Source organism: Acidobacteriota bacterium (assembly GCA_040752915.1).
GTDB lineage: Bacteria > Acidobacteriota > UBA4820 > UBA4820 > DSQY01 > JBFLVU01.
Genome location: JBFMHB010000073.1, coordinates 1 through 12,653 on the forward strand (window position 1 = coordinate 1; position 12,653 = coordinate 12,653).

The 12,653-nt window shown below is 66.4% G+C and carries 13 protein-coding genes; 8 read left to right on the top strand and 5 right to left on the bottom strand.

All coding sequences use genetic code 11. From position 1 onward, the window contains the following. The 8 genes from AB1824_11450 to truA all read left to right on the top strand — a co-directional run. Positions 1-640, top strand: a 640-nt coding sequence (locus tag AB1824_11450) for a chemotaxis protein CheW (protein MEW5765580.1), incomplete at its 5' end; no start/stop codon positions are given. Positions 641-652: 12 nt separating this feature from the next. Beyond that, positions 653-1,435 carry a response regulator gene (locus AB1824_11455; protein MEW5765581.1) on the top strand — a complete coding sequence of 261 codons (783 nt, stop codon included), beginning with the start codon at positions 653-655 and terminating at the stop codon, positions 1,433-1,435. Beyond that, the gene (locus AB1824_11460; GenBank protein ID MEW5765582.1) at positions 1,432-3,642 is read left to right on the top strand and encodes a HEAT repeat domain-containing protein; all 2,211 of its coding nucleotides are present in this window, start codon (positions 1,432-1,434) and stop codon (positions 3,640-3,642) included. The genes AB1824_11455 and AB1824_11460 overlap by 4 nt, the downstream gene beginning before the upstream one ends. Before the next feature lie 3 nt (positions 3,643-3,645). Beyond that, entirely contained in the window at positions 3,646-4,506 is an 861-nt protein-coding gene (locus tag AB1824_11465) for a protein-glutamate O-methyltransferase CheR (GenBank protein ID MEW5765583.1), read from the top strand. After that, positions 4,503-5,573, top strand: a complete 1,071-nt coding sequence (gene cheB, locus AB1824_11470; protein ID MEW5765584.1) for a chemotaxis-specific protein-glutamate methyltransferase CheB — start codon at positions 4,503-4,505, stop codon at positions 5,571-5,573. Before AB1824_11465 ends, cheB begins: the two co-directional genes overlap by 4 nt. A 36-nt stretch (positions 5,574-5,609) precedes the next feature. After that, positions 5,610-6,443: a GAF domain-containing protein gene (locus AB1824_11475; protein ID MEW5765585.1), complete on the top strand. Its 834-nt coding sequence runs from the start codon at positions 5,610-5,612 to the stop codon at positions 6,441-6,443. An 11-nt stretch (positions 6,444-6,454) separates the two neighbouring features. Continuing rightward, positions 6,455-6,850, top strand: coding sequence for a response regulator (locus AB1824_11480; GenBank protein ID MEW5765586.1), 396 nt, complete (start codon positions 6,455-6,457; stop codon positions 6,848-6,850). 39 nt (positions 6,851-6,889) lie between these two features. Then, the gene (truA, locus tag AB1824_11485; protein ID MEW5765587.1) at positions 6,890-7,717 is read left to right on the top strand and encodes a tRNA pseudouridine(38-40) synthase TruA; all 828 of its coding nucleotides are present in this window, start codon (positions 6,890-6,892) and stop codon (positions 7,715-7,717) included. A 64-nt stretch (positions 7,718-7,781) separates the two neighbouring features. Here truA and AB1824_11490 read toward each other — a convergent pair whose 3' ends face one another. Genes AB1824_11490 through AB1824_11510 form a run of 5 tightly spaced genes read right to left on the bottom strand, consistent with a single transcriptional unit; the run spans position 7,782 to position 12,525 of the window. Next, the gene (locus AB1824_11490; protein ID MEW5765588.1) at positions 7,782-8,984 is read right to left on the bottom strand and encodes a bifunctional 3,4-dihydroxy-2-butanone-4-phosphate synthase/GTP cyclohydrolase II; all 1,203 of its coding nucleotides are present in this window, start codon (positions 8,982-8,984) and stop codon (positions 7,782-7,784) included. A 58-nt stretch (positions 8,985-9,042) separates the two neighbouring features. Beyond that, the gene (locus AB1824_11495; GenBank protein MEW5765589.1) at positions 9,043-9,684 is read right to left on the bottom strand and encodes a riboflavin synthase; all 642 of its coding nucleotides are present in this window, start codon (positions 9,682-9,684) and stop codon (positions 9,043-9,045) included. Continuing rightward, a complete protein-coding gene (gene ribD / locus AB1824_11500; protein ID MEW5765590.1) occupies positions 9,666-10,775 on the bottom strand; it encodes a bifunctional diaminohydroxyphosphoribosylaminopyrimidine deaminase/5-amino-6-(5-phosphoribosylamino)uracil reductase RibD in 1,110 nt (369 codons plus the stop codon). Before ribD ends, AB1824_11495 begins: the two co-directional genes overlap by 19 nt. A gap of 11 nt (positions 10,776-10,786) precedes the next feature. Continuing rightward, positions 10,787-11,677 (bottom strand): signal recognition particle-docking protein FtsY, encoded by an 891-nt coding sequence (gene ftsY, locus AB1824_11505; protein MEW5765591.1) that lies wholly within the window; start codon positions 11,675-11,677, stop codon positions 10,787-10,789. Beyond that, positions 11,674-12,525 (bottom strand): tetratricopeptide repeat protein, encoded by an 852-nt coding sequence (locus tag AB1824_11510; protein ID MEW5765592.1) that lies wholly within the window; start codon positions 12,523-12,525, stop codon positions 11,674-11,676. Before AB1824_11510 ends, ftsY begins: the two co-directional genes overlap by 4 nt. Positions 12,526-12,653: the final 128 nt, after the last annotated feature.

The following is a 12,653-nucleotide window of genomic DNA, read 5'->3' on the forward strand; positions in this document are numbered from 1 at the left end:
CCCCAACGGGCCGGAATCTCCGAAAGAGGATGTCCGCACTCCCGCGGAGGGGGCGGTTCCGCCCCCGTCCGAACCCGAGTCGGCGCCTCCGCCGTCCGCCCCGACGCCAGCCGGATCGGATGCGCTTCCCCCATCTTGGACGCCGACACCGGAACCCGCCACTCCGCCCTCGGCCGAGGAAGGGGGAGAGGTCGCCGGACGAACCGGATCCGCCGGGGGCGAGAAACTCCTGGTCTTCGTCCTTCATCGGGAAAAGTACGCCATTCCCATCCACGACATCACCCTCATCATCGACGAGCGCGACATCACGCCCATCCCCAACGCCCCCCCCTATCTCAAGGGAATCCTGACGCTCCGCGGAAAGATCGTGAACGTCCTCGACGTCGCCGCCCGGCTGGGGATCCACCGCCCTTCCGACCCCGAGGGTAGAAAGATCGTGATCCTGGATATGGGAGCGGACCAATTCGGGCTCCTGGTGGACGGGATCGAGCAGCTGGTGGAGGTGGACGTGCAGTCCCTCGAACCCCCGCCGGACGGGTTCCGGCCCGTCATCCAGGAGTACGTAGAGGGTGTCTTCCACCACGGCGGCCGGGCCGTCGCGTTCCTGAATCTCCCCCTCTTCCTCACCTTCGAGCTCTGACCCGGAGGCCGTATGTACGTCCACTGCCCCTACTGCCTCAAGCGGTACAAACTCCCCGCCGACCACGCCAAGCTCCTCCGGGTTCACTGCCGGGGATGCGGGAGGGAGTTCCTTTCGAATCCAACCGAGGCTCACAGGCACGAATTGGAGGGCCAGGGCCACGTCGCCACGGCCGTCGTGGCGGACATCCAGCGGGATTTTCGGAATTTCGTGATCGACGTCATGAGGCGCCAGGGTTTCGGCCTGGTGATGGCGGAAGACGGATATACGGCCCTGGAAGCGGTAACCGAGAGGCGGCCTGACCTGCTCCTGGTGAACCCCTACCTGCCCGGGCTCATGGGGGTCGACCTGATCGCCCGCCTCCGGGAACTTGGACGCTCCCCGAAGGCCATTCTTCTGATGGGCGCCATCCATAGTTCTCGTCGCTACCACCGCCGCCCCGAGTCCCTGTACGGCGCCGACGATTATCTCGAAGAGGGGTACACCGAGCAGGCGGTCCTTCAGAAGCTGGCCTACCATCTCCACCTCCCCCTGGCGGTCGACGGTTCCTCGCCAGGCTCAAAGGACACCGAGTCCCTTCGCCTGGCCCGCAGCGTCTTCGCGGACCTGATGGTCTACCACCCGGAAAAGATGGCCCGAATCAAGGACGCCCCCGGGTTTTTCGCGGCCTTTCCCCAGGAGGCCTCGGAGGCGCGACGGTATCTCGAGGGCAAGAAACCGGGCGCAGGGGAACTCCTGTCGGAAGTGGTGAACCAGTACGTCGCCTGGTCGGCGGCGAGAGGAGGGGGGCGATGATCGAGGCCCTGCGCTCTCAGGCCCGGGCTCCGGACGCGGAGACGCGGCGTAAGGCGGCCCTCGGCCTCGGGGAATCCCGCAGCGCGGAGGCCCTGGCTCTCCTGGATGGCCTGCTGGGAGACCCGAATTGGAGGGTGCGCAAGGCCGCCGTGGAATCTCTCCTCCTCTACCCGGGACAGGAGACGCTTCCGATCCTCTTCGGCGCCCTGTACGATTCCGAAAACGCCGGCAAGCGCAATTCGGCGGTCGAGGCCCTCGTCAAAATCGGTCCCCAGGTTCTCCCCAGCGTCTACGACCAGCTCGTGGAAGGGGACCTCGACGTCAAGCTCGCCCTGGTCACACTGCTCGGGGAGATCCCCTCCCGAACGTCCGCGCCCCATTTGATCTACTACCTGAGCCACGAGAACAAGAACATCATTTCGGCGGCCATCACGAGCCTGGGTCAGCTCCGGGACACGGGCAGCCTGCCCGTCCTCTTCGACATCTTCCGGCGGGAGGATGACTGGCTCTGGTACCACCTCATCGAGGCCCTGAGCCACATCGGGGGCCCCCAGGCCACCGCCAAGCTGATGGACCTGTACGAGGATCGGAAGTTCCGGAAGGCCGTCCTCAAGTCCTTCGGAAAGATGTCCGACCTCACCGTGGTCCCTTTCCTGCTGGAGAGGGCTCGGGGGGGCGAGACCCCTCTCGGCGACCTGATGGACACCCTCGGGCGCCTGCACCACTCGGGCATCCCCGCTCCCCTTCTCCCGCGACACCAGGCGGAACTCGCCCGGTTGATCCGGAGCCACTTCCCGATGGAGCTTCTCGAGCCCCTCGACAGGGCCTGGCCCGAGTCCAAGGCTCCCGAACGGCGGGGAATGATCGCGGTGGCCGGGGCCCTGGGCGATCTGAGCCTCCTGGACAGGGTCCTGGACGAACTCGACAACGTCTACCTCCAGAAGGACGCCTATGCCGCCGCGACGGCTTACGGCCAGTCGGCCACCCGCGCCGTGGTTCAGCGCCTCAGCCGTGCGGTGGATCTCAACCAGCGGGTGCTCCTGATCCGCCTCCTTGGAAAGACCGGCGGTCCGGAAGCGGTGGTCCCCCTCCTGAGCCAGGCCCGGGAGGAGGATGTCCAGGTTCGCATGGAGGCCCTCTCCGCCCTGGGGGAACTGGACGACCCGCGCGCCCTCCAGGAACTCATTGGCGTGCTCAGGGAGCCCGATTCGACCTTTCATGAGACGGCCCTCCAGGCGCTCCGCTCCATGGCCAGGCGCAACCCGGCCCACCGGAATCGCCTGGCCGAGGTGGGTCGCAAAATGACCGAGGAGGAGGAGGAAGGCGTCCGCCGAGCCGGCTACCTCCTGCTGTCCGAGGGCCTCGGCACCGACACCTCCGAGCTGCTCCCCGGTCTTCGGGACGCCTCCCCAGCCGTCCGTAGGACCGTCGTCCGCCTGGTGGCCGAACGGGCCGGATCCACGTCCTTCGAACCCCTCCTTCCCCTCCTGGGGGACCCGGATCCGAAAGTCCGACGCACGGCCGTATCCGCCCTCGGCCGAGAGCTTCTCGCCCGCCAGCGCGAGACCCTCATGACCCTCCTGACGGACCCCGATGTCTGGGTTCGCTCCGAGGCGGCGGTCCACCTGGCGCAAAGCACGGTCCCCCAGGTGGCCGAGGCCCTGCTCAAGGTCCTGGAGGAGGACGGCCTTCCCGTTCAGTTGGGGGCCCTCAAGGGACTCGGAGAAGTGGGGTGCGGGGCCCTCTTTCCACAGGTCATGGCTCTCGCCCGGCGGAGCGACGCCCCCCTGGAGATCCGGAGGGCGGCCCTCGGTGCCCTGGCCCGGTCCCACCGTCCGGACGCCCTGCGCGTTCTGGAGGAGGCGCTGGACGACGTCCACTGGGAAATCCGGTCCACGGCCATCGAACTGATGGGGTCCTCCCAGGACGACCGCTACCTTCCCTTCCTGCTGAAGGAGTTGGAGCACGATCCGGATCCGCTGGTCAAGCAGACCGTGATCCAGGCCCTGGTGTCCCTCCGGGCCGTGCAGGCCGTCCCCCGCATGCTGAACTACCTGACGGACCCGGTCCTCAAGGACGCCGCCTTCTCTTTCTTCCTCAGCCTCGGGCGGGAGAACCAGCGGTTGATCGAACACGAGGCCCAATCGGTGGACTTTCAGACCAAACTCATCCTCATCGAAATCCTCAAGCACCTGGAGAACTCCTAGACGATGGCCCTTTGGGAGAGCGGCGCACCGGAGCGGAACCTCCTCGACGACGAGCTGTTCCGACTCTACTGCAAGCTCGTGCACGACGAGCTGGGGCTCTCCTTCGGGCCCTCCAGCCGGTTCTTTTTCGAAAAGCGGCTGGAAAACCGCCTCGAGGCGCTGGGTGGGCTCTCCCCCATGGACTACTACCACTACCTGCAGTTCGATCCGGACCGGCTGCAGGAGTGGGACCGGCTCATCTCGCTGATCACCACCAACGAGACCTATTTCATGCGCGAGGAGCGCCAGCTCCAGTGCTTCGTCAAGGACATCGTCCCGCGCTTGAAGGAGGCCAGGCCGGGCCAGCGGATCCGCATCTGGAGCGCCGGCTGTTCCAGCGGGGAGGAACCTTACTCCGTCGCCATCCTCCTCGCGGAATCCGGCCTGTGGACCGACGGGGGCTTTGAAATCCTGGGGACGGACATCAACACGCGAGTCCTGGCCCGAGCCAAGGAAGGGATCTATTCCGAAAGCTCCTTCCGAGGCGTGGATTCGTCCTTCAAGGCGCGCTGGTTCCAATCGGAAGGTCCCGGAAAGTACCGACTCCGCGAGGAGGTCCGACGCCGCGTCCAGTTTTCCCGCTTCAACCTCTTCGAGACGGAGCGCTACGGCCTTCTCCTGCCCTTTGACGTGATTTTCTGCCGCAACGTCATTATCTATTTCGACATGGACGCCAAGGTTCGGGTCATGGAGCGATTCCACGAGAAACTTCGAGAGGGGGGCTTCCTTCTCCTGGGGCACTCCGAGAGCCTCATATCGGTTACGGACAGGTTCCGACTGATCCACCTCCCCACGGACCTCGTCTACACCAAGGAGGCTCCGTGAGACCGATCCGCGTCCTCGTCGTGGACGACTCGTCCTTCAATCGCAAAATCATCTCCGAGATCCTCGAGGGCTCGGGACAGGTCGAGGTGGTGGGTAAGGCCTTCGACGGTGAGGATGCCCTTCAGAAGATCCTCCGTCTCCAACCCGATGTCATGACCCTCGACCTGGAAATGCCCAACATGGACGGCTTCGCGGTCCTGAGATGGGTGATGGCCAACCGGCCCATGCCGGTGATCGTGGTGTCGGCCCGGGAATCGGACCGTTCGGTCTTCAAGGCCCTGGACTTGGGCGCCGTGGATTTCGTGGTCAAACCCACGCGCACAGCCTCCCCAGAATTGAAGAACATGGAGGCGGAACTCCTCGCGAAGATCCTCTCCATCCCGTCCCTCAAGCTAGACAGGGTCCGCAAGCGGCTCGACGCCGCCGCCCCCATGCCGCCCGATCCCCCGCCCCAGGCCCGGGGCGCCCGGAGGGCGGAGGTGGTGGCCCTGGCGGCTTCCACCGGCGGACCGCCCGCCGTCCAGAGGATCCTGCAGGGCCTGTCCAAGAAGATCCTGTCGCCGATCCTGGTTTGCCAGCACATGCCCCCCGTCTTCACCCGGCTTTTTGCCGAACGCCTCCAGGGGCTTACGGGCAGGACGGTTCACGAGGCGGTGGACGGGGAGGTGCTTGCGTCCCGGACCGTCTACATCGCCCCGGGAGGCAGGCAGACCCGCCTGGGGCATCAGGGACAGCAGGTCGTCCTCCGCGTGACCGAACGCCGGGCCGAAGACCGCTTCGCCCCCTGCGCCAACATCCTCCTGGCCAGCCTGGCCGAAATATACGGCAAGAACTGCCTTTGCGCCGTGCTGACCGGAATGGGGGACGACGGGACCGAGGGCGCCCGGGCCGTCCATGGGGCGGGAGGCATCGTCCTGGCCGAGAGCGAGACTTCCGCCGTCATCTACGGAATGCCCAAGGAGGTGGTCCGGGCCGGCGTGGCGGACCACGTGGGCGACCTGGAAGGCATCACCGATCTCATCAACCGAAACGCCATCCTGGAAGAAAATTCGTTGCAATCGCCCTGACCCTGTGGTACAAACCTCCCCAGACGGGATCCTGCGATGCCAGAAGACCACAGCGACGTATTCAAGAAGAGCCAGGAATTCCTTCAGATGCTGTCCAAGCAGAAGGAATTCATCCAGGATCTCTTGAAGGAAAACGAGCGGCTCCGGTTTCAGGTCGCCTCCCTCCAGTCCCATACGGGGGAGAACCGAGGCCTGGAAGCGGAGCTGGAGCACCTCCGGAAGCGCCTGGAGGCGGTGGAACGGGAGAAGCGCGAGCTGGAAACGGCTTTCCAGCGGGTCGAGGAGGAGAACAAGGACTTCGCCCAGCGGTACGTGGAGGTGGAGGAGCAGAACAACAACCTGGCCAACTTGTATGTCGCCTCCTACCAGCTCCATTCCACGCTGGATTTCCAGGAAGTGGTCCAGATCGTCATGGAGATCATCATCAACCTCATCGGGGCCGAGGTTTTCTCCATCATGCTTCTGGACGAAAAGACCAACGAGCTGGGTACCATCGCCCACGAAGGATACGACGAAGGCCAGGTCTTCCCCTCCGTGCGGATCGGGGAAGGCATCCTGGGGCGGGTGGCCAAGTCCGGGGAGCCTTACTACATCAACCAGGCCGGCACCGGGTACAGCGTGGACTTTGAACACCCCATCGCGTGCATCCCGCTGAAGATCAAGGAGAACGTTATCGGCGTCATCAACATCGGCAAGCTCCTCGTTCAGAAGGATGCCTTCACCGCCGTGGACTACGAGCTCTTCTCCCTGCTCGCCGCCCACGCCGCCACAGCCGTCTTCTCCAGCAAGCTCTATTCCCAATCCGAGCGGAAACTGAACACCATTCAGGGCTTCCTGGACTTGCTGACCACGCCCGTCGCGAAAGGGTGAGGGGGTACGGTATGGAAGGGTTGCGCTTTCTGGTCGTGGAAGACTCCCCCACCATGCGGCAGCTCATTTCCTTCTCCCTCAAGCGCTTCAAGGGTTGCACCATCCTGGAGGCGGTGGACGGCGTGGATGCCTTGAAGAAACTGCAAACGGAAGATGTGGACATGGTGCTGACGGACATCAACATGCCGGTCATGGACGGCCTGAAGCTCGTTTCCCTCATCCGGCAAAACCCGAAGACCCGTGCCCTGCCCATCGTCATCATCACGACGGAGGGGGCCAAGGAGGACCGGGAGCGGGGCCTGGCCCTGGGGGCGAACGCCTACATCAGCAAGCCCATCCAGTCTTCCAACCTCCAGAAGATCATCACCGACCTCCTCGAACAGACCATGCCGGGGGCCCTGAGCTGACCGGCTCCGGACCGCCAGCCCGCGCCTGAGGCCGCCGCCGTGGCCCGCAAAGACCCCATCCACCACCGGACCCGGTTGCGTCTCGACCTGGCTTTCGCGGGGACGGGATTGCAGGGCTGGCAGGCCCAGGCCCGGGGCACGACGGTCCAGGGGCTCGTGGACGCCGCTCTCTCGGCGGTCGGCCATCGCGGCCCCCGCGTGGTCGGCTGCTCCAGGACCGATTCGGGCGTCCACGCCAGGGCCTTCACAGCCCACGTGGACGCGACCTTCGCGCGCCACCCGGAGGCCACCCTCAAGGGCCTGAACGCAAACCTCCCCCCCCAGATCCGCGTGTACCGGGTCTCCGTGCCCGGCGACTCGTTTCACGCACGGTACTCGTGCTCCGGCAAGACCTACCGGTACCACCTTTGCCGCGGCGCCGCGGTGCCCCCGTTCCTCGCCCCCTACGTGTGGGCCTGGCGCGGGGCCCTCGACCTCTCCGCCGTCGCGGACGCCGCGCGTCTCTTTCTCGGGGAGCACGACTTTTCCGCTTTCACCACGTCCGACGGGCGGGAGCGAAATCCCCGGAGGACTCTCACGGAGTGCCGGATCGAGGAGCGGGGGGACCTGCTGTGCTTCCACGTTTCCGGAGCGTCCTTTCTGCACCGAATGGTCCGGTGCATCGTGGGCCTCCTCCTGGCCGTCGGCGGGGGCCGGGTGGGCCAGCAAGAAGTGAGAATGGCCCTTTCCGGGGAGAATCCGGGCTTCCAGATCCCGGCTCTTCCCGCCCAGGGGTTGGTCCTTTGGGAAGTGGTCTATCCCGCTGGAGCGGAAGCCATTCCCTTCGCGGGCTCCCTTCCGCGCGAGGGGCTCTTCCCCATCTCCTGACAGCGCCCGGAGAAGAAACCGGTCACCGGACCGGGACGCCACGGGGATCGGGGTTGCAGGGGGATCACACCTCCTTGAGCGTGTGCCCCATCTTGACCTTCTTGGTGCGGAGGTAGTCGCGGTTGTTGTCGTTGGGCGCGATCTCGAGGGGGATCTGGTCCACGATCTCGATCCCGAAGCCGGACAGGGCGGCGAGCTTCTTCGGGTTGTTCGTGAGGATCTTGATCCTCTTGAGGCCCAGATCGTGCAGGATCTGCGCCCCGATGCCGTAATCCCGCTGATCCGGCGCGAACCCGAGGGCCTCGTTGGCCTCCACCGTGTCCATCCCCTGGTCCTGAAGCTCGTAGGCGCGCAGCTTGTTGAGGAGCCCGATCCCGCGGCCCTCCTGGCGAAGGTAGACGATGACCCCGCGGCCTTCGCGCGCCAGGGCCTTCATGGCGGCGTCGAGCTGCGCGCCGCAATCGCAGCGCAAGGAGAAGAGGGCGTCCCCCGTGAGGCACTCGGAGTGCATCCGCACGAGCACCGTGTCGTCGGCGCCCCACTCCCCGATGGTGAGGGCGATATGCGTCCGCTCCGTGAGAATGCTGTCGTAGGCGATGACCCGGAATTCGCCGTACTTGGTGGGCAGCCTCGGCTGGGCCACCCGGCGGACCAGGGACTCCCTGGAAAGGCGGTACTTGATGAGATCGGCGATGGTCACGATGTCCACGCCGTGCCTTTCGGAAAACTCCATGAGATCAGGCATCCGGGCCATGGTCCCGTCGTCCTTCATGACCTCGCAGATCACCCCCGCCGGGTAGAGGCCCGCCAGACGGGCCAGGTCCACGGAAGCCTCGGTCTGGCCGGGACGCCTCAGGACGCCCCCGTCCTTCGCGCGGAGCGGGAAAATGTGGCCCGGTCGGGCCAGGTCGCCGGGCCGGGTGGCGGGGTCGATGGCGGTCAGGATGGTGGCCGCCCTGTCGTGAGCCGAGATGCCGGTGGTGGTCTTGTCCCGCGCTTCGATGGAAACGCAGAAGGCGGTCTGGAACGAACTGGTGTTGTGCTGGACCATGAGAGGAATGTCGAGCTGATCCAGGCGCTCCCCGGTCAGGGCGAGGCAGATGAGCCCCCGGCCGTAGGTCGCCATGAAATTGATGGCGTCCGGCGTCGTGAACTGGGCGGGAATGTACAGATCCCCCTCGTTTTCCCTGTCCTCGTCGTCGCAGATGATGAGCAACCGGCCCTCCTTGATCTGTCCGAGGGCCTTTTCGATGGATATGAGTGGCATGGCGCGTCTCCCTGATGAGGGCGCAGGGGCTGCTCCCCTTCGCCGGTTGACGGCGCGGTCAGAACCCCCGCGCCTTGAGATCCTCCACGGTGAACCCCTTTCCCGGGGGCAGGAGGCCCTTGAGGTAGGCCACCACGTAGCGTCCCACCATGTCCGTCTCGACATTGACCCGGAGGCCGGGACTCCACGAGCCCAGGGTCGTTTCGCGCAGCGTGGCCGGCACCACGGCCACCTCCACCCGAGTACCGGACACCCGGGCCGCCGTCAGACTCACTCCGGCGAGCGCGATGGATCCCTTCGGGATGACGAAGGGAACCAGGTCCCCCGGCACATCCACCGCCAGGTTCCAGCCTTCCCCCACCCGCTCCAGGGAAACCACCGAGGCCACACCGTCCACATGCCCCTGGACCATGTGGCCACCCAGGCGGTCCCCTGCGGCCAAGGCCGGTTCCAGGTTCACGCGGGTTCCCGGTGCCGCCCCGCCGAGCGTGGTCTTGGACAGAGTCTCCGCGCTGAGAAAGGCCGAGAACCCGCCGCGATCCAGCTTTTCCACGGTCAGGCAGGCGCCGTCCACGGCCACGCTGTCTCCTCGACGGGCGCCCTCCAACACCGAGGCGCAGTCCACCTCGATGATCCCCTCCCGCCCTCGACGGGTGAGGGTTCGGATGGTCCCCACCTCCTTCACGAGGCCCGTAAACATTTTCCCTCCAGGTCGGCGGTCCAGATGGCGTCCGGCGCCGCAAGCTCCCATCTTCCTCTTCCGGGTGGAAGGCCGCCAGCCCCACCCGCCGTGAGAGGCTCGGCCACGGCAAGGGGGGAGGTCTGGCCTCCCACGATCACCGGCGCCACGTGGACGGACACCCGGTCCACCCATCCCTCCCGAAGAAAGGACCCGGCCAGGCGTCCCACGGCCTCCACATACAGCGCCATGACCTGCCGCTGAGCGAGGAGACCCAGCACGGAGGCGAGCTCGAAGCCTCCCTCGGGACGAAGGGCCAGCCTGGTCCATTCGACACCCTCATGGCCGGGGACCTGCCCCTCCCGGCCTCCGGGACCGACCACCACCAGGATGGGTCCATCCCCAGGGGCGGTGGCAAACACGCGCTCTCGCCCGGTCAGCCGTCCCGCGGTATCAAGCAGGACCCTCAGGATCCGCTTCTTCCGCCCCTCGAGCCGCACCGTAAGGAGCGGATCGTCCACCGCCACGGTCCCCGAGGAGACCAGCACGGCGTCGCTTTCGTACCGGTCCTCGTGAACCCGGGCTCGGGCCAGGGGACCGGTCAGGTAGCCGCCGCCCGGGGCCGTCACGTGACCGTCCAGGGAAACGGCGAACTTCAGGTGGACATAGGGCCGTCCCTTTGCATAGAAGACGTGGTAGGCGGGATCCACCGCCCTTCCCAAGTCCTCCATAAACGGCAGGACCACGGGGATTCCGGCCCGCCGAAGATCCGCCGCGCCGCCCCCGGACACCCGTGGGTTGGGGTCCGCGACGGCCGCAACGACCCGGCCGACTCCCGCGGAAAGGATGGCTTCCGTGCAGGGAGGAGTCCGGCCGTACGTATTGCAAGGCTCCAGGGTCACATACAGATCCGCCCCCCTGGCCCGCTCGCCCGCCTCCCGGAGGGCCACCACTTCCGCGTGCGGCGTGCCCGGCCCCCGGTGGAATCCGCGGCCCACGACGATCCCTTCTCGGACGACCACCGCGCCGACCGCCGGATTGGGATGGGTCAGCCCCCTCCCGCCCGCTGCCTCACGGGCGGCCTCCTCCATGAAGCGGGCCTCGGGTCCCATCGCGCCCTCTCTCAAGCCAGGAGGCCCCGCACGTATTCCTCGGGGTCGAATGGGACCAGGTCCTCGACCCGTTCCCCCACGCCGACGAGACGGATCGGCACACCGAGTTCGGCCGCGATGGACAGGGCGATGCCGCCTTTGGCGGTGCCGTCCAGCTTGGTCAGGACCAGGTCGGTCACTCCCACCTTCTCCGTAAAGAGGCGGGCCTGGCTCAACCCGTTTTGCCCCGTCGTGGCGTCGAGAACCAGGGTGACCTGGTGGGGCGCCCCGGGAAGAGCCCGCCTACAGACCCGCTGGATCTTCGCCAGCTCCTCCATGAGATTGTGCTTCACGTGCAGCCGTCCGGCCGTGTCCACCAGGACGAAATCCAGTCCTCTTGAAACGGCGGCCTGGACGGCGTCATAGGCCACCGCCGCCGGATCGGCCCCTTCCTTTTGGCGGACCACCCCGGCCCCCGCCCGCCGGGCCCAGATTTCCAGCTGGTCGGCGGCCGCGGCGCGAAAGGTGTCCCCGGCCGCCAGAAGCCCTTTCTGGCCCTTCTTGACCCTCTGGGAGGCGATCTTTCCGATGGTCGTGGTCTTTCCCACACCATTGACGCCCACGACGAGCTGAACCCAGGGCGCGGGGGGAGGGCCCTCCGCTGGGGGAGACGGAGGCCAAAGGGCGGCCATCCGCTTGAGGAGGGTTTCCCGGAGGCCCCTGCCATCGACCCGCGCCTCGCGCGGCAGGCGGTCCAGAAGGACGCGGATGGTGTCGAGCCCCACATCGGCCAGCAGGAGGGCCTCCTCGAGCGCCTCCAAGTCCGAGTCGTCCGCCTCCGTCGTCCGGCTGAACAGTCCGCCCACGCGCTCCGAGAGGGCCTCCCGAGTCTTCCGGAGGCCGTCGAGGATGCGTCCGATCATCGGCCCTCCCCCATCTCCTGCAGGATCCTCTTGGCGCTCTGGCCAAAGGGGCCCTCCGGGGCGATCTTGAGGACCTCCAGGAGTGCCGCCCTCGCCTGGGGATAGAGCTTCTCCTGGTAGAGTGCCTCTCCGTAGTGGAAATAGATCTCGGCTCCGTCGCTCTGGAGGCCCTCGTAGTTGTTGGAGAGGAGGTCAATGGCCTTCTTGAAGTAGAGCGCCGCGTCGGACCACTTCCCCTTCGCCGCGGCCAGCATCCCTAGCTTGTTGTACCCCCGGTGGTAACGGGGGTTTTCCTCCACGACCTTGATGAACACCGCCTCCGCATCCATCAGCTTGTTCTGCCGCATGTAGATGACGCCCATGTTGTAATAGGACTCGTAGCGGCTGAACATGCCCGGCGTGTTGACTACCTCGCGCAAGACCGTCAACGCCTGCTCATCCTGATTGAGTTGCATGTGGCACACGCCCATGGCGTTCAGAACGGCCACGCGGTTTTCCGACGTGCCTGGTCCCTGCCGAAGGGCCGCTTCCAGCTTGGCCAGGGCCTCCGTGAAGCGGCTTTCCGAAAGGTAGAACAGGGCGTCCGCGTAGGAGTACTTGGCCTGCGGCTCCATCCGGGAGGCCAGCGCGATGTAGTGGTGGGCAGCTTCGAAGTTCCTCTGGCCCGCGAACTCCAGCGCCATGTTGTACGCAACCTCGGGGTTCTTGATGTGCTCGTCTCCGGGAAGGGTTCCTTCCGCCCGGGGGGTGGGGGGCGCATCCCCGGGCACCGAGGGGGGCTTCCGGGGACCGCACGCCGTCGTGAGAACCGCCACCACCAGTAGGGTCGAGGCCCGCTTCCATTTCATGAGTTCGCTCCCCGCGCGGGATCAGACGACCGCGCACACGCCCTCCCCAGCCCTCCCTGGGGCCGCGGAAGGCCTATCTTAGCACAGGCTCGCCCCGCCGACCTCCCCGCCGGCCGCTGCACGGCCCT